This is a genomic window from Yinghuangia sp. YIM S09857 (genome assembly GCF_051388915.1).
Lineage (GTDB): Bacteria > Actinomycetota > Actinomycetes > Streptomycetales > Streptomycetaceae > Yinghuangia.
The window spans coordinates 76,274-91,589 of record NZ_JBPKBH010000007.1 but is presented as its reverse complement, the minus strand read 5'-3'; the positions used below and the strand labels follow the sequence as shown (position 1 = coordinate 91,589).

17 protein-coding genes are annotated in these 15,316 nt (G+C 73.1%); 12 read left to right on the top strand and 5 right to left on the bottom strand.

The annotated features are described in order from the left end of the window. Positions 1-166: 166 nt before the first annotated feature. The 3 genes from ACRX5S_RS16725 to ACRX5S_RS16715 all read left to right on the top strand — a co-directional run bounded on the left by ACRX5S_RS16725 (position 167) and on the right by ACRX5S_RS16715 (position 3,488). Complete coding sequence (locus ACRX5S_RS16725; RefSeq protein ID WP_436773732.1) at positions 167-937, top strand: enoyl-CoA hydratase/isomerase family protein; 771 nt, start codon at positions 167-169, stop codon at positions 935-937. A 60-nt stretch (positions 938-997) separates the two neighbouring features. Further along, positions 998-1,456: an SCO4402 family protein gene (locus ACRX5S_RS16720; protein ID WP_436773731.1), complete on the top strand. Its 459-nt coding sequence runs from the start codon at positions 998-1,000 to the stop codon at positions 1,454-1,456. Positions 1,457-1,520: 64 nt separating this feature from the next. Next, positions 1,521-3,488, top strand: coding sequence for an ABC transporter ATP-binding protein (locus tag ACRX5S_RS16715; protein WP_436774042.1), 1,968 nt, complete (start codon positions 1,521-1,523; stop codon positions 3,486-3,488). A gap of 60 nt (positions 3,489-3,548) precedes the next feature. Here the strand turns inward: ACRX5S_RS16715 and ACRX5S_RS16710 are convergent, their stop codons facing one another. Beyond that, complete coding sequence (locus tag ACRX5S_RS16710; protein ID WP_436773730.1) at positions 3,549-4,139, bottom strand: hypothetical protein; 591 nt, start codon at positions 4,137-4,139, stop codon at positions 3,549-3,551. Positions 4,140-4,322: 183 nt separating this feature from the next. Between ACRX5S_RS16710 and ACRX5S_RS16705 the strand changes: the two genes are divergently transcribed. From ACRX5S_RS16705 to ACRX5S_RS16680, 6 genes are all read left to right on the top strand, one after another. Beyond that, positions 4,323-4,811, top strand: a complete 489-nt coding sequence (locus ACRX5S_RS16705; RefSeq protein ID WP_436773729.1) for an Asp23/Gls24 family envelope stress response protein — start codon at positions 4,323-4,325, stop codon at positions 4,809-4,811. A 16-nt stretch (positions 4,812-4,827) separates the two neighbouring features. Next, positions 4,828-5,112: a hypothetical protein gene (locus ACRX5S_RS16700; RefSeq protein ID WP_436773728.1), complete on the top strand. Its 285-nt coding sequence runs from the start codon at positions 4,828-4,830 to the stop codon at positions 5,110-5,112. Positions 5,113-5,199: 87 nt separating this feature from the next. Continuing rightward, entirely contained in the window at positions 5,200-5,382 is a 183-nt protein-coding gene (locus ACRX5S_RS16695; RefSeq protein ID WP_358348687.1) for a DUF2273 domain-containing protein, read from the top strand. Then, a complete protein-coding gene (locus tag ACRX5S_RS16690; RefSeq protein ID WP_436773727.1) occupies positions 5,382-5,756 on the top strand; it encodes an Asp23/Gls24 family envelope stress response protein in 375 nt (124 codons plus the stop codon). Before ACRX5S_RS16695 ends, ACRX5S_RS16690 begins: the two co-directional genes overlap by 1 nt. Continuing rightward, positions 5,753-6,412: a DUF6286 domain-containing protein gene (locus ACRX5S_RS16685; protein WP_436773726.1), complete on the top strand. Its 660-nt coding sequence runs from the start codon at positions 5,753-5,755 to the stop codon at positions 6,410-6,412. Before ACRX5S_RS16690 ends, ACRX5S_RS16685 begins: the two co-directional genes overlap by 4 nt. Positions 6,413-6,421: 9 nt before the next feature. Then, positions 6,422-7,066 carry a hypothetical protein gene (locus ACRX5S_RS16680; RefSeq protein ID WP_436773725.1) on the top strand — a complete coding sequence of 215 codons (645 nt, stop codon included), beginning with the start codon at positions 6,422-6,424 and terminating at the stop codon, positions 7,064-7,066. Between the two features lie 163 nt (positions 7,067-7,229). On the opposite strand, the gene ACRX5S_RS16675 is transcribed toward ACRX5S_RS16680, so the two are convergent. After that, positions 7,230-8,015, bottom strand: coding sequence for an SDR family oxidoreductase (locus tag ACRX5S_RS16675; protein ID WP_436773724.1), 786 nt, complete (start codon positions 8,013-8,015; stop codon positions 7,230-7,232). Positions 8,016-8,237: 222 nt separating this feature from the next. Then, complete coding sequence (locus ACRX5S_RS16670; protein ID WP_436773723.1) at positions 8,238-9,335, bottom strand: Zn-dependent alcohol dehydrogenase; 1,098 nt, start codon at positions 9,333-9,335, stop codon at positions 8,238-8,240. 55 nt (positions 9,336-9,390) lie between these two features. On the opposite strand from ACRX5S_RS16670, the gene ACRX5S_RS16665 reads away from it, so the two are divergent. Continuing rightward, a complete protein-coding gene (locus tag ACRX5S_RS16665) occupies positions 9,391-10,140 on the top strand; it encodes an SIR2 family NAD-dependent protein deacylase (protein ID WP_436773722.1) in 750 nt (249 codons plus the stop codon). A 109-nt stretch (positions 10,141-10,249) separates the two neighbouring features. Here the strand turns inward: ACRX5S_RS16665 and ACRX5S_RS16660 are convergent, their stop codons facing one another. Then, positions 10,250-11,128 (bottom strand): SURF1 family cytochrome oxidase biogenesis protein, encoded by an 879-nt coding sequence (locus ACRX5S_RS16660; RefSeq protein WP_436773721.1) that lies wholly within the window; start codon positions 11,126-11,128, stop codon positions 10,250-10,252. A gap of 113 nt (positions 11,129-11,241) precedes the next feature. Continuing rightward, complete coding sequence (locus ACRX5S_RS16655) at positions 11,242-12,180, bottom strand: metallophosphoesterase family protein (RefSeq protein WP_436773720.1); 939 nt, start codon at positions 12,178-12,180, stop codon at positions 11,242-11,244. 410 nt (positions 12,181-12,590) lie between these two features. On the opposite strand from ACRX5S_RS16655, the gene ACRX5S_RS16650 reads away from it, so the two are divergent. Then, positions 12,591-13,391 (top strand): hypothetical protein, encoded by an 801-nt coding sequence (locus ACRX5S_RS16650; RefSeq protein ID WP_436773719.1) that lies wholly within the window; start codon positions 12,591-12,593, stop codon positions 13,389-13,391. A gap of 81 nt (positions 13,392-13,472) precedes the next feature. Beyond that, positions 13,473-15,305, top strand: a complete 1,833-nt coding sequence (locus ACRX5S_RS16645) for a protein kinase domain-containing protein (RefSeq protein ID WP_436773718.1) — start codon at positions 13,473-13,475, stop codon at positions 15,303-15,305. The last annotated feature ends 11 nt before the right edge of the window (positions 15,306-15,316 follow it).

Below are 15,316 nucleotides of genomic sequence, written 5' to 3'. Positions count from 1 at the left end.
TGCACAACTCTTGCACTGACATCGCACCAGCCGACGGCTCGTGAAGTTACCAGCCGGTATCATCTCTCGCGTGCGGCCACCCGTCTCCTGCCGGAACGGGTGGCCGATCTCGGCGCACCCGGTCCGCCGTCCGGCCCGGGCCCCGCACCTCACGTGGAGGCAGAGCATGTCGGAGTACGTCCGTCTGGAACAGACGGGTCCGCTCGCCGTGGTGACCCTGGCCAATCCGGACCGGCGCAACGCGCAGACGCCCGCCATGTGGCGGGAGCTTGCCGGGATCGGGCGCTCGCTGCCCGGAGACGTCCGCGCGGTTGTGCTCCGGGGAGAGGGCACCTCCTTCTCGGCGGGCCTCGACCGCCGTCTGTTCCCGGGCGGAGGGGGAGTCCCCGGCGAGGCCGCGCTCGCCGACCTGGCGGACCAGGACGACGCCGGTCTCGACGCGGCCATCTCCGGTTTCCAGGAGGCGTTCACCTGGTGGCGGCGCCCGGACCTGGTCTCCATCGCGGCGGTGCAGGGCCACGCGGTGGGGGCCGGGTTCCAGCTCGCGCTGGCCTGCGACGTCCGGGTGTGCGCCGAGGACGTGCAGTTCTCGATGGCGGAGACCTCGCTCGGCCTGGTCCCCGACCTGGCCGGCACCAAGCCGCTGGTCGACCTGGTCGGCTATTCGCGCGCCCTGGAGATCTGCGTGACCGGCCGCCGCATCGGCGCCGACGAGGCCGCCGCGCTCGGCATCGCCACCAACGTCGTCCCCCGTGACGCCCTCGACGACGCGGCCCTGGACCTCGCCAAGGCCCTCACCCGGGCCCCCCGCAACGCCGTCGTCGAGACCAAGGCCCTCCTCCGAGGCGCCGCCGCCCGCTCCTACGACGAACAGCGCGCCGCCGAACGAGGGGCCCAGGCCCGCCGCCTCCGCGACCTCCTCGGCAAGGGCGAGTAGTCGCAAGGGAGTTGGTCCCACCTCGGAGGTGATCGGTCGCGGGTCGGGTAGCGTCACCCCGTGACCGACCAAGGCATAGCGCTGCCCGCCTACCGACTTCACGTCGTGGCGGCGGTCGAAGCCCTGCCGAGCACGCGGCGGCAGCGCGAGGTGTGGCTCGACCCGGATCAGTTCGAGGACCTCGACCACGTCGTGCACGTCCTCTTCGACGACTTCGACGACTTCGACGACTTCGACGACTTCGACGACTTCGGCGATGCGGACGATCCCCGCCCCTGGGCGGGGCGGTCCTTGCGCACCGAGGAGGAGGCCGAGCTGATGGGGCGCCTCGGCGCCGCCTACAGTGCCGTGCAGGATGCGGTCGGCGCCGACGCCGCCGACGAGGTCTATCTGGACGCGCCGGGACGGCCCGGCGTGGTTGCCGCGGCGGCTCGGACGGCCCGCGTGCTCGCGGTCGACGACCGGAACACCGCGGTGCGGGGTGAGGGGCTGGAAGGATTTTTCCCGGGCGGGCGTTGAGTGGGGCGACTTGGTGGGGGAGATGCTCTCGCCGTGGACCCGCTAGGGGGAATGACAACGCATGATGCCCGGCGGCTCTCTGGGGGTTTCCCCGCGTTCGTGGTCCCGTGACGGTTCGGTGGTCAAGCAGAAGCTGGCGCCCGGGACCGTGCGGCGGGTGGGGGCCTTCGCGCGGCCGTTCGGCGGGCAGATCGCGGCGTACCTGGTGCTCGTCGTCGTCGACGCGGTGCTGATGATCGTGCCGCCGCTGCTCGCGCAGCGGATCGTCGACGACGGGGTGCTCGGGCATGACGCGGGGCTGGTGACGACGCTCGCGCTGGTGGTGGCGGGGATCGCCGTCGTGGCCGCGGGGGTCGGCCTGGTGGAGCGCTGGTACTCCGCGCGGATCGGCGAGGGCTCGATCTACGCACTGCGGACCCAGGTGTTCGCCCACGTGCAGCGCATGCCCGTCGCGTTCTTCACCCGTACGCAGACCGGCGCGCTCATCTCGCGCCTCAACAACGACGTGCTCGCCGCGCAGCGCGCCTTCACCTCGACCCTCGCCGGCACCGTCTCCAACGTGGTCAGCCTGGTCCTGGTCGCCGGCACGATGTTCTACCTGGCCTGGGAGATCACGCTGATCTCGCTGGTGCTGCTGCCGCTGTTCGTCATCCCGGCGAAGTGGATAGGACGCCGCCTCCAGGCACTCACGCGCGAGCAGATGCAGCTCAACGCCGAGATGTCCACGGTGATGACCGAGCGCTTCAACGTCTCCGGCGCGATGCTCGCCAAGATCTTCGGGCGTCCCGAGGAGGAGGACCGCGTCTTCGCCGCCCGCGCGGGCCGGGTGCGGGACATCGGCATCCGCATCGCCCTGGTCAACCGCGTCTTCGCCACCGCCCTCACGCTGGTGGCGGCGCTCGCCACCGCGCTGGTGTACCTCGTCGGCGGGCACCTCGCCGTCGACGGCAAGCTCAGCGTCGGAACGCTCGTCGCGCTCACCGTCCTGCTCGGCCGCCTGTACGGACCGCTCACCGCACTGGCCAACGTCCGCGTCGACATCATGACCGCGCTCGTCAGCTTCGAGCGCGTCTTCGAGGTGCTCGACCTCGACCCGATGGTCGCGGACAAGGACGGCGCGGCCCCGCTGCCCGCCGACGCCGCCCGCGTCGAGTTCGACCACGTCGGCTTCCGCTACCCGGCGGCCGACGAAGTCTCCCTCGCCTCCCTCGAATCCGTGGCCGTCCTCGACCGCGCCCGCGGCGGACAGGTGCTGCACGACGTTTCCTTCACCGCCGAGCCAGGCCAGATGATCGCGCTCGTCGGGCCGTCCGGGGCCGGCAAGACGACCATCACCAGCCTGGTCGGACGGCTGTACGACACGACCGAGGGCGCCGTGCGCATCGGCGGCCACGACGTCCGCGACGTGACCCTGGAGTCGCTGCGTGACGCGGTCGGGGTCGTGACGCAGGACTCGCACATGTTCCACGACACGATCCGCGGCAACCTGCTCTACGCGCGGCCCGACGCCGAGGAGCACGAGCTGTGGCAGGCGCTGCGCGACGCGAACATCCTCGAACTCGTGGCCAATCTGCCGGACGGCCTGGACACCGTCGTCGGCGAGCGCGGACACCGCCTTTCCGGCGGCGAGAAGCAGCGGCTCGCCATCGCACGGCTGCTGCTCAAGGCACCGCGCGTGGTGGTGCTGGACGAGGCGACCGCGCACCTGGACTCCGAGTCGGAGGCGGCCGTGCAGCGCGCGCTCGGCAACGCGCTGCGGGGGCGTACCGCGCTGGTCATCGCGCACCGGTTGTCGACGGTCCGGGACGCCGACGAGATCCTGGTGATCGACGACGGGCGCGTGGCCGAGCGCGGGCGGCACGAGGAGTTGCTGGCGCGCGGTGGGACGTACGCCGACCTGTACCACCGGCAGTTCCGCGACGGCGACGTCCGCGCGGATGGCGAGGGGAGCGGGGTCGGTACGGACGGGCCCGCCGACGGGCGACCTGTGCGTGGTCAGGACGACGAGGAACCGGCGGCGCTGGCGGGGTGATTCGGGTGGGCCCCCGTCGCGCGGCGTGCCGCGCGCTGTCGCTCGGAAGTGTGACGGGAGTCAGCCGTTCGGGTCGGGTTCGTCGAGCCAGACGACCTTGACGTCGACGCGCAGGGTGCCGCCGCGCTTCGCGGTCGTCTTCTTTGCGCCGGCGGCCTGGGACTTCGCCGCGGCCGCGGTCTTCTTCGTCGCCTTGGCGCCGGTGCGCTTCGTGGCGGGGGGTGCGACGCCGAGCACGTCGACCGCGGCGGCGGCGACGCGTTCGCGCACCCGTTCGGCGACCGCGTGCAGGGCGAGGCCGTACGCGATCGCCACCGAAATCGTCACCGTGGTCTCGCCGGTGGCGTCGTCGGTGCGGATCAGGCAGCTGCGGGAGCGTACGCCCGGCTCCGCGTCGGCGGCCTCGCGCAGGGCGCGTGCGTCGGGTGCCTCGGTCAGGCCGACCGCGGCGCCGAGGGCCGCGAGTCCGCCGCCCTGCGCCTGGTCGTCGTGGCCGCCCTGCCCCCGGCCGCTCCGGCCGCCCCGCGCCCGAGCTGCGGCGCCGTTCGCCGCCGGGTGTACGGCCGTCGGCGCGTCGCCGCCCGTCGCCGCCAGGAGTTCCGCCGCGGTCGGCATCCGGGCCGCCGCCGCGCTGTCTTCTCGCTTGTTCATTCGCCCGCCGCTTCGTCCACACCGCATGGCCGGTCGCCTGTCCACGCCGCGCGGGACAGTCGTCTGAATCCCCGTGTCAGGGGCCTTGTGCTCATACCCTGTTACAGGTGTGGCGATCCCGAGACAGGGCATGTGCAGGATCGAACACCGGGGGAGAATCCTATGGCGAAGGGAAGTGCGTCTATGCCGGACACGACGGCCCAGCGGAGTGGTTCGCAGGCGGTGGAGAAGGAGGGGGCAGAGCGCGTGCCGGGACAGCAGCGCTCCAGCGGCACCGAAGTGGCACGTCTGAGTTCGGACCGGGGGCGCACCTCGATCGCGGACGGCGTGGTCGCCAAGATCGCCGGCATTGCCGCACGTGACATTTCCGGTGTGTACGCGCTCGGCAGCGGTGCGGCGCGCGCGTTCGCGGCCGTACGCCAGCGCGTTCCCGGCGGCAAGCCGAACGTCGCGCAGGGCGTCAGCGTCGAGGTCGGCGAGAAGCAGTGCGCCGTGGATCTCGCGATCGTCGTCGAATACGGTGTCCCGATCGCCGAACTCGCCGCGGCGGTGCGCGAGAACGTCATCTCGTCGGTCGAACGCATGACCGCGCTGGAGGTCGTCGAGGTGAACATCGCCGTCGACGACATCCACATCGAGCACGAAGACGACAGGGAGCGCCAGCTTCAGTGAATCGGGCGGCCCGGCGATGAACACGGATCCGAGTGACCTGGAGCGACGCGAACTGCTGCGCGAATACCGGGAGTTCGTCAAGACTCGGCATCCGGACCGGGGCGGCGACCCCGCGGAGTTCGCCGCCGGGCTGGTGCGCTACCGGGCCCTGCTCTCCCCCGGGGGAGCAGGGCCTGACGGCGGCAAACAGCCGCCGCGCGCATCCGAGACGACCGTCTACCGGCGTGGGTCCCTGCCCGCGCAGATGTGGCGGGCCATCATGGACCGGCACCGGCGGAAGCAGAATCCGCGGGTGCAGTGACGCGGCGACCGACGTGACCGAAGGTGAACCGAAGGCGAACCGAGGACGACCGAACGCGGTCCCTTCACCTGCGAGGAGTAGGTAGTCATGAGCACACCCATCGTGGGCCTGCTGGTCGGCATGGCCCTCGGCCTCGCCGCCGCCATCGGCGGCTTCGGGGCGTTCCTGCTCGTCGCCGCCCTGGGCGCGGTCGGCTTCCTGGCCGGGCGCTACTTCGACGGCGACCTCGACCTGAGCGAGCTGTTCTCGTCGCGCGGCCGGCGCCGCTGATGGGGCATTCGCGCATCGACGGCCCCTCGCACCTGGAGCCGCCCGCACCGCCCGCCGAACGCGGCTCGCTGCGCATCGGCGAGCGCGTGGTCGAGAAGATCGCCGCCCGCGCCGCGCGCGAGGCGACCGGCGTCGCCGCGCCGGAGACCAAGCTCCGCGATCCCAAGGCGGGCGTGAAGCTGCGCAACGACCACGCGACGGTACGCCTCGACCTGGACGTGCCGTACCCCGGACAGGTGAAGGAGATGGCGGGCACCGTGCGGCAGCGCGTACGGTCCGACGTCGAACGCCTCACCGGGATGCCCGTGGTGCGCATCGACGTCGTGGTGGCCCGCATGACCCGGATCGGCAAGGGCAGGAGGCGCGTGCAGTGAGCGTGCTCGACGCACCGCCGGAGAAGCCGGGCGAGCCGGGCGAGCCGGGCGGACCGGCCGAGCCGTCCGGGCCGGACACCGGTCCCGGCGGGTTCGGGCCCGACTCCGAGGACTACCGCAAGCCGCGCCGCGCGTGGTCGCCGCGCGGGTTCGTGGCGGCGCTGACCGCGCTCGGCATCGGCGGCGTCGCCGGGGTGCTGCTGTTCTTCGGCATCGCGGCGCGCCTTGAGCGCACGCCGCAGTGGGCGTACGACGTCCTGAAGTGGGTGCAGACCCACGACTGGACCGAGCAGTGGGTGTGGGTCGGCGGCGTCGTGGCCGCGGTGGTCGGGTTGTGGCTGCTGCTCCTGGCCTGGACGCCGGGCCGCCGCCACCTGCTGCCGCTGGAACCGGTCGGGCCGGACATCACCGCGTACATGACCCGACGTACGGCGTCCAATCTGCTGCGGCACACGGCCCTGCTGTCCACCGGGGTGCTGGACGCGCGCGTGCGCGTCACCCGGCGCAAGGCCGTGCTGCGGGTGGACTACCACTTCCGCGACCCCGACGAACTGCACGACGAGCTGGAGACGGCGCTGCGCGAGCGCTCCGAGGCGCTGCTGCTCGCGCGCGTCCCGCGTGTCGACGTCAGACTCCAGCCCGCCAGTGGGAGGTGACGGACGCTCATGCGCCGTGTCGCGAACCGGTCCCTGCTGACCGTCGTGGGCCTCGGCCTGCTGGTCGGCGGCCTGGCGGTCACCGCGCGCTCGCGCGGGTGGTTCCAGGACTCGCTGGGCGATGTGCTGCACACCCCGCACAAGCCGCTGATCACCGAGAGCCAGACCGCGCGCCTGGTCGACCACGACTGGTGGTGGTGGGTGGCCTTCGGAGTGCCGGGCGTGGTGCTGGCGATCTGTCTGTGGTGGTTCTTCGCGCAGTTCCGGCGGCGCCCGGTCAAGGTGATCCGGGTGACGGACTCGTCCGAGGACGCGGGCGGGGGCCCGTCCGGGCTCGGCACCGGCTTCGGTCTGGTCGGCGACGACGCGGACACCATCACGGTGAACGGGTACGCGCTCGCCGACGCGATGGCCGACGACCTCGCGCGCGAGCGGGACATCGAGGGCGTGCACGCCCGGCTGGTACGCCGCCGCCACGGTCCGGTGCTGAAGCTCGCGGTGCGCACCGAGGCGGGCGCCGAACCGCGCGCCGTGCTCGACGCCGTCCACGAGGACGTCATCGAACACGGCCGCGACGCGGTCGAGTTGCACCGGCTGCCGGTTGTGGTGGAGCTGCGCAGTGCGAAGGGTCTGCCCAAGCGCCGCCTGGACTGAGTGTGCGGTCCTGTGTGGATGCGGGGCCGGCTTGGGTGCCGCCCTGCGCGCGGTTGCCCTTGACCGACGGCCGCCCTGGCCGAACGAGCTGCCGGGCGAGTGCTGTTCCCCAGGTCGTGTCTTCAGGTCGTGTCTTCTGGTCGTGTGTTCAGGTCGTGTTTTCCTAGAGGCCGCGCAGCGCGCCGCCGTCCAGGGGGACCATCGTGCCGGTGACGTACGACGCCGCCGGTGACAGCAGGAACGCGGCGACGCGGCCGAACTCCTCGGGCGTGCCGTAGCGGCCGAGCGGGATGGACTCCTCGTGCCGGGCGCGGGCGCCCGCGGCGTCACCGGACAGGGCGTCCAGCTCGCGCACCCGGTCGGTGTCGATGCGGGCCGGGAGCAGGCCGACGACGCGGATTCCGCGCGGGCCGAGCTCGTCGGCGAGGGTTTTTGCGGTCATCGCGAGCCCGGGGCGCAGGCCGTTGGACACCGCGAGTCCGCCGATCGGCTGGTGGACGGACGTCGACAGCACGAACCCGATGACGCCCTCGCCGTCCGGGCCCCGGCCGCCGCGGTCGCCCATCGCGTTGGCCGCGGCACGGGCGAGGCGTACCGCGCCGAGGAAGACCGACTCGAACCCGTCGCGCCACTGGTCGTCGTCGGTGTCCATGACGGTGCCGGCGGGCGGGCCTCCGACGCTCACCAGGACACCGTCGATCCGCCCGAAGCGGCTGACGGTGGCGGCGACCAGGCGCTCGGCGGTGCCCGAGTCGGCGTTGTCGGCCGCGACGCCGATGGCGTTCGGGGCGCCGCCGAGCTCGGCGGCGGTCTTCGCCACGCTCTCCTCGCCGCGGCCGGTGACGACCACCCGGGCACCGTCGCCGACGAGGGCCCGGGCGGTGGCGAGGCCGAGGCCGCGGGTGGCGCCGGTGACGAGGTACACGCGATCACGAAGTCCAAGATCCATGCGGCCATCCTCCCGCCCCGGGCCGGGGCGCGTCACTGCCCCGAGCCGGTGAGGCCGAGGCGTGCCGATCCGATGATCCGACCGGATGTGCGGCCCCCCTGCCTGGGGGTTTAACGGAACGGGTCCGGTCGGCGTGCCCGGTCGTCCACAGGCGTGCGCAAAAGTCGTACGGGCAAGGGCGCAGGTCGGCCGCGCGTCTTCGCCCCCACGTCGCCCCTCACGTCAGCCCGGGATCACCAGCGCCCTCGCCCCGCGTCCCGCGCGCATCGCGGCGAACGCGTCGTTGATGCCGTCGAGTCCGATGCGGTCCGTGACCAACGCCCCCAGGTCGACCCGTCCGGCCGCCACGTGTTCGACGAGCCTGGGGACGTCCCGGACCGGGTCGGTCGACCCGTACACGCAACCCGTCATCGTCCGGGCGAAGTGGAACAGTTCGAGCGCGCTGAACTCGACCGTCTCGTCCTTCGACCCGACGCCGACGATCGTCGTCATGCCGCCGCGCCGCGTCAGCCCCCAGGCGCTGCGGATCGTCGCCGCGCGGCCGACGCACTCGAACGCGTGGTCCACGCCCCGCCCGCCGGTCAGCGCGCGCACCCGCTTGGCGAGGTCCGGCGCGGGCTCCAGGGCCTCGGTCGCGCCCATCGACAGCGCGAGCTTGCGCTTGCCCTCGTCCGGGTCGACCGCGATCACCGCCGACGCCCCGGCCACGCGCGCCCCCTGCACCGCGGACAAGCCCACGCCGCCGAGGCCGATCACCGCGACCGTGCTGCCGTCCGCGACCCGCGCGGTGTTCCACACCGCCCCGGTTCCGGTGGTGACCGCGCAGCCGAGCAGCGCCGCCTCCTCAAGCCCCGCGCCGGGACGCGTGCCCTCCGGCAGCCTCACCACACCCGCCGCCGGGACGACCGTCTCCTCGGCGAACGTCGCCGTCCCCAGCCCCGGCAGCACGTCGCGGCCGTCGGAGGAGAGCGTCGCGTACGGCACGCGCGCGGCGTCCAGCGCCTTCGCGCACAGGTGCGGCTCGGCGTGCTCGCACCACCAGCACTCGCCGCACGCGGGCGCCCAGATCAGCAGCACCGGATCGCCCTCGGCGACGTGCGTCACGCCCTCGCCGACCGCGAGCACCGTGCCCGCCCCCTCGTGTCCGAGGACGACCGGGAACGCCTGGTCGAGCGTGCCGTCCGCGAGGGACAGGTCGGAGTGGCAGACCCCCGACGCGGCCACCCGCACCCGAACCTGGCCCGGCCCGGGGGCGGGCAGGTCGATCTCCTCGACGCGGACCGGTTCCCCGACCCCGTGCAGTACCGCTGCCAGCACCATGGCCCCTCCGTTAATGACGTGTCGTCAGATCCGCGCGGTGGCTACGCTCGATGCCATGAACGCCGCCGTCCGGGACTGGATCCGGGCCTCCGATTCCATCACGGTGCTGACCGGTGCCGGTATCTCCACCGAGTCGGGGATTCCCGACTACCGCGGTCCGCAGGGCGTGTGGACCAAGGACCCCGATGCCGAGAAGCTGGTGCAGTACGACACGTACATGGCCGATCCGGACATCCGGCGCCGCTCATGGCAGCTCCGCCGGGACAACCCGGCCAGGCACGCCAGGCCCAACGCGGGCCACCAGGCGCTCGTGGCCATCGAACGCGCCGGACGGCTGCGCGGCCTGATCACGCAGAACGTGGACGGCCTGCACGTACGGGCGGGCAACAGCGAGGACAAGGTCATCGAGCTGCACGGCTCGATGTTCTCGGTGCTGTGCACCCGGTGCAACGCGCGGACGACGCTGGAGGAGAACCTGGCCCGGATCGAGGCCGGCGAGTCGGACCCGGCCTGCGACGTCTGCGGCGGCATCCAGAAGACCGCGACGATCATGTTCGGCCAGGCGCTGGAGCGGCGGGTCCTGGAGCGTGCGGCGATCGCCGCCCAGGTCTGCGACGTGTTCCTGGCGGTCGGGACGTCGCTCCAGGTCGAGCCCGCGGCCTCGCTGTGCCGGGTCGCGGTCGAGGCGGGGGCGAAGCTGGTCGTGGTGAACGCGGAGGAGACGCCGTACGACGCGGTCGCGGACGCGGTGCTGCGCGAGCCGATCGGGGAGGTCCTGCCGGAGTTGGTGGCGGGGCTCGGGTAGCTCGGGCGGGCGGCGGGCGCCGCGTCGCGGGGCAGGGGCGCAGCGCTCGAACCCGGCTTGGGGACGCTCGCGTCTGTGTGCGTGCGTGCGTGTGCGCGGGAGCTGCGGATCAGTGGGCCTTCGGGCCGACGTGCAGGTCTCGGGTCGCTTCCGCTGCCCGGGCCTCGGAGTCGGCGCCAGGGTCTGCGTCCGGCCCGCCGTCGGCCTCCGCGGCCGGTTCGGCTTCGGGTTCGGCTTGGAGTTCGGCTTCGAGTTCCGCGGCCTCGCGGCGGATGATCTTGATCCACATGGCGACCAGCGCCACCACGAAGATCCACCACTGCACGGCGTACGCGAGGTTCAGCCCGGTGTCCTCGGCGTCCGGCAGCGGCAGCACCGTCGGAGCCTCGGCGGGCGCCGGGGTCTGCTCGGCGAGCTGGCCGTACCCGCCGTAGACCGGGTACCCGAGCTGCTTCGCCAGCGCCTCCGAGTCGATCCGCATGATCTGCCCCTCGGGCAGCCCGTCGCGGTCGCGGATGCCCGAGCGGTCGCGCGTCTCGGACGGCCGGGCGCGTACCGTCACCGTCACCTGCCCGCCCGGCGCGGGCGGGACGTCGGGGCGCGCGGTCGCGCTGTCGGGGTTTTCCACCCAGCCGCGGTTGACCAGCAGCGCCGTGCCGTCCGCGGTGATCAGCGGGGTCACCACGAAGAAGCCCAGCTCCTTGTCGAGCTGCCGGTGCCGGACCAGGAACTCGTGCGCCTGGTCGTAGCGCCCGGTCGCGGTCGCGCGGCGCCACTGGTCCTCGCCGGTGAGGTCGCGGTCGACGGCGAACAGGTCACCGACCGGCACCGTTTCGCGCCCCTTGTTGGCGCTGACTCTGTCGTTGCGGTCGGCCTTCGCCTCGTACCGGTGCAACTGCCAGAACCCCAGCTTGACCATGACCGGGATGAGCAGCACGACCAGCAGGTTGAGGGCCAGCCAGCGAGGCGTCAGCAGGAAGCGGTACACGGTACAAGACGGTACTCCGCGCTGCGGGGTGCCTCGGCCCCGGACCCCCGTCGGTCGCAAAGTCGGGTCTGGCCGCTGCCGCGGCTGCGGGACCTGGCTCGGCGCCGCTCGAACTACACCGGCTCGCCGTCCGCGGTCCGGACGCCGTCGAGGGCCAGGTTCGCGACGGTCGGGCCGTCCGCCCTCATCGTCACCAGCGTGACGTGGTGGACGTTGCCGGGCGTGCCGTCGGGGAACACCCACACGCCGCCGGTCGGACCGAGGCGGATGTACTGGTTCCCGTCCTGTTCCGTCGCCCGGTAGTTGTGCACGTGCCCGGCGAACATGGTGTGCGGGCGCGTGCCGAGCGCCGCGCGGATGCGGTGGTACGTCGGATGCCCCGCGCCCTGCCAGAGCGGCATGTGCATGAGGACGAACGTCCAGCGCACGTCCGCGTTCGCGCGCAGCACCTGCTCGGCGTAGTCGAGTTGCCCGTCCGAGACCCCGGCTCCGGCCGGCACGCCGTTCCAGTCGAAGGCCTCTTCGTACGCCTGGCGCGTCAGCTCCGCGTCACCGCCCGCGGCGTCGAGGCGGGTTCGCAGGCGGGCCTCGTCGTCCGGCGGCATCGGCTGCTCGGGGTCCTGCGTGTTGAGGACCAGGAAGAGCACGTCCCGGAAGGTGAAGTGGTAGTGGAGTGCGCCGTACCGCCGCAGCCAGCGGGCCCGCATCGCCTCGTTGGCCACGTCGTGGTTGCCCGGTACGTGGAACAGCGGCACGCGCAGCTGCGCCAGCATCGCGTCGATCTCGGCCCACTCGGCATCGAGGACCGCCTCGTCGCGTGTGTAGCCCTCGACCAGGTCCCCGAGCTGGATCGCGAAGTCGGGCGCGAGCGCGTTGACCGCCGCGATGCCGCGTTCGAACACGCCCGGTTGCGCGTCGCCGGTCCGGTCCGAGACGAGGGCGAAGGTGAACCTGCCGGGGTCGGGCACCGCCGCCGGACCCGAGAACGGCGCGGGCGCGCCGACGTCGATCGCCAGGCCGTCGGGCAGGAGGTGTGGCTCGCGCTCGTGCACGGTGTCTCCGAGTGTCTCCGAGTGCACCCCGGGCGCGACCGCCCGGTGGCGGGGTAGGGATGCGCCGAGGGGGAAGGCTTTCGGCGAAGTGGGGATTTCCGCTCATCCTCACGATAAATGCCCGGTACGCTGCCCTGCCCGCATGTATCCGTCGTACGCAAGTTCCGTGGCACCCACGATCCATCGCATCTCGACTCCGCTGCACCCCAAGTCCGCTGTACCCAGTCCCGCGGTACCCCGGTTCCGCTGTACTCCAGTTCTGCTGTACTCCAGTTCCGTCGCACGCAAATCCCCTCGCGCCAAGATCCGTCGCACGCAAGGCCGCCCGGCCCGGAGCCGTCCCCTCCGCCGCGCCCCGGTCCGCCCGTGCGCGGAACCGCACGCCCGTCTCCCGCCCAGGAGCAGCACCCATGTCAGGCACAACGCCCCCGCCGGGCTACGCCCAGGCGCCGCCCGGCGCGGCCTACCTCGTCGCGCACCCGGGCCCGTTCCCCGGCGCGAACAGCGGCCGGGGCAAGGCCGTGGCCATCCGCATCGCGTGGTCCCTGGTGCCGATCCTGTCGGTGGGCTTCCTGGCGTGGGTCCCGCTGCTGGTCCTGGGGCTGCACCGGCGGACCCGGCAGGCATGGACGGTGTTCACGGCGTCCGTGGTGCTCGCCGTCACCGCCGTGGTGCTGCTCATGGTCAACGGTTCGGAGGGGGAGAAGGCCGAGCGCGCCCGGGGCGAGGGCGCCGAGGTCGAGGGCATCGCGTCGGTGCCGGGCAACATCGGCGCCGGCGTGATGATCGCGCTGTGGGTGGGCGGGCCCGTCTACTGGTTCGTCACGACGCGGCGCGGTTCGCGCGCCGAGATCCGCGGCATTCCGGTGCAGCCCGTCCCGATGACCGGGCCCGGTATGCCGATTGCGGCGTACGGGTGGCACGGCGCGCCCGGCGTACCGCATGGGGGTGGGGTGCCCTCGGGGCATGCGGTGCCGGGGATGCCCGGGGTGCCCGCGCAGTCGGTACCGCCCGCGTACCGTGGCGACGCGTCCGTTCCTGCGCCCGGTCCGGCTCCCGTTCCGCCTGCCGCGCCGCCGCCGGTTGCCGCGCGGCCGGACGCCGTCCGGGTCGAGCGCGCCCGCGCACGGCTCGAAGGTCTGAGCGAGCGGCTGCGCGAACGCGAGGGCGGCGCCGACCCGGGAGCGGCGAGGCCCGGGGCACCGGACTGAGCCGAACACCCGGGCAAAAAGACTGGGGCAGACGGGTACACGGTTGGCGACAGCGTCCCTTGCTCTCGATACGGTACCGACGTGACGGCACCAGGGCGCATCATCGCCGACCGATACGAGCTGTCCGTGGCCGTCGGCCGGGGCGGCATGGGCCAGGTCTGGAAGGCGTACGACCGCACGCTGCAACGCCGGGTCGCGGTCAAGCTGCTGCGCTCCGACCTGGTGGGCGGCAGCACCGACCGGGCCACGCTCGAACGCCGGTTCCTGCGCGAGTGCCGGGTCACCGCGGGTATCGACCACCCCGGGCTGGTCACCGTGTACGACGCGGGCATGGACGACGGCGACCTCTACCTCGTCATGCAACTGCTGGACGGCATGGACCTCGCCGACCTGATCGCCGAGCAGGACCCGGTGCCGTGGGAGTGGGCGGTCGCCGTCGCGGCGCAGATCTGCTCCGTTCTGGCCGCCATCCACGCGGCGCCCGTGGTGCACCGCGATCTCAAGCCGCGCAACGTGATGGTGCGGCGGGACGGCACGGTCAAGGTCCTCGACCTGGGCGTCGCGGCGGTGCTGGACCCGGACTCGACCAAGCTGACGAGCACCGGCGCGCTGCCGGGGTCGCCCGCGTACATGGCGCCCGAACAGGCGCTCACCGGCCTCGCCGAACCGCGCAGCGACCTCTACGCGCTCGGCTGCCTGATGTACGAAATGCTGGCCGGACGCGCGCCGTTCACCGCACCGACCGCCCTCGCGGTCCTCCAGCGGCACCTGACGGACCGTCCGGAGCCGATCGGCGCGCACCGCCCGGACGTCCCCGCGGGGCTCGACCGACTGGTGGCCGATCTGCTGGAGAAGCAGCCGGAGGACCGGCCCGCGACGGCACAGGACGTGTACCGGCGGCTCGTACCGCTGCTGCCGCTTGCCGAGCGTGACGCCGACGCCGCCCTCGCGCCGAACTCCGCGATGGACCCGACCCGTCCGCTCCGCCACCCGGCCGCGCCGCAGCCGTTCCCGCACACGGTGCCGGCCCAGGGGGCGGCGCCGGACGCGGACCGGCACGCCGCGGTGGAGCGCACCGAGGCCGGGGGATTGGCGGCGGTGATGACGGGCTCTGTCGGCCCTGCACCTGTCGGCACCGGTCCCGGCACGGGCTCGGCGGGTCCCGGAGTTGCCGCCCCCATGGGCTGGGCCGTCTCCGCGGGCCCCTCCGCAGCCGTCGCCCCGGCCCGCAACTCCACTCCGGTCCCCAATGCCTCTTTCACCGCCGGGAGTTCGCCTCTGGACGCCAGCGGTACCGACTGGTCCGCCGTGCCGTCGGCCGGTCCCGACCCCGGCGGCCTCGACGTGGCCGCGGCCCTGGATGCCGCCGCTCGGCTGCTCGGTGAGAGCCAACTCGCCCAGGCGGTGGACGTCCTCGGCGCGGCCCTCCCCGCCGCGGTCGCCCGCCACGGTGAACACGACCCCGTCGTCCTGGAACTGCGGCAGGCACTCGCGGACACGCTCCTCGCGGACCGCCAGTTCCGCCGGGCGCTCCCCGAACTCCGCTACCTGGCAGCTACGTTCGCCGCGAAGGCCGGCCCGCTGGACCCCGAGGCCATGGAGTACGCCCGACAGGTCGCGTCCTGCCTCGAAGAACTCGGGGAGACCCACCTGGCGCTCCAGGAGTACCGCGCCCTCCACGCCGCGTTCCAGCGCATCCCGGCCGACCGTGCGGACCTGCACTTCGGCTTCGAACTGCGGGAGCGCACCGCGCTGTTGCTGGCCGCGGTCGGTGACCCGTACCAGGCCGAATCGCTCCTCGGCCCCCTCCTCGCCGAAGAACAGCGGGCGCTGGGTCTCCACCACCCCCAGGTCATCGCTCTGGGTCAACACCTGCTCCGCATCCAGGGCATGCGAGCGGCGTGGCGCCCCTGACACACCGTCAA

Excerpts from the sequence above, each read along its gene's own strand:
- ACRX5S_RS16710 (WP_436773730.1), bottom strand. The coding sequence starts at position 4,139 with ATGAACAAGCGAGAAGACAGCGCGGCGGCGGCCCGGATGCCGACCGCG.
- ACRX5S_RS16665 (WP_436773722.1), top strand. The coding sequence starts at position 9,391 with ATGAACGCCGCCGTCCGGGACTGGATCCGGGCCTCCGATTCCATCACG.
- ACRX5S_RS16675 (WP_436773724.1), bottom strand. The coding sequence starts at position 8,015 with ATGGATCTTGGACTTCGTGATCGCGTGTACCTCGTCACCGGCGCCACC.
- ACRX5S_RS16715 (WP_436774042.1), top strand. The coding sequence starts at position 1,521 with ATGCCCGGCGGCTCTCTGGGGGTTTCCCCGCGTTCGTGGTCCCGTGAC.
- ACRX5S_RS16680 (WP_436773725.1), top strand. The coding sequence starts at position 6,422 with ATGCGCCGTGTCGCGAACCGGTCCCTGCTGACCGTCGTGGGCCTCGGC.
- ACRX5S_RS16690 (WP_436773727.1), top strand. The coding sequence starts at position 5,382 with ATGGGGCATTCGCGCATCGACGGCCCCTCGCACCTGGAGCCGCCCGCA.
- ACRX5S_RS16695 (WP_358348687.1), top strand. The coding sequence starts at position 5,200 with ATGAGCACACCCATCGTGGGCCTGCTGGTCGGCATGGCCCTCGGCCTC.
- ACRX5S_RS16725 (WP_436773732.1), top strand. The coding sequence starts at position 167 with ATGTCGGAGTACGTCCGTCTGGAACAGACGGGTCCGCTCGCCGTGGTG.
- ACRX5S_RS16705 (WP_436773729.1), top strand. The coding sequence starts at position 4,323 with ATGCCGGACACGACGGCCCAGCGGAGTGGTTCGCAGGCGGTGGAGAAG.
- ACRX5S_RS16700 (WP_436773728.1), top strand. The coding sequence starts at position 4,828 with ATGAACACGGATCCGAGTGACCTGGAGCGACGCGAACTGCTGCGCGAA.
- ACRX5S_RS16670 (WP_436773723.1), bottom strand. The coding sequence starts at position 9,335 with ATGGTGCTGGCAGCGGTACTGCACGGGGTCGGGGAACCGGTCCGCGTC.
- ACRX5S_RS16650 (WP_436773719.1), top strand. The coding sequence starts at position 12,591 with ATGTCAGGCACAACGCCCCCGCCGGGCTACGCCCAGGCGCCGCCCGGC.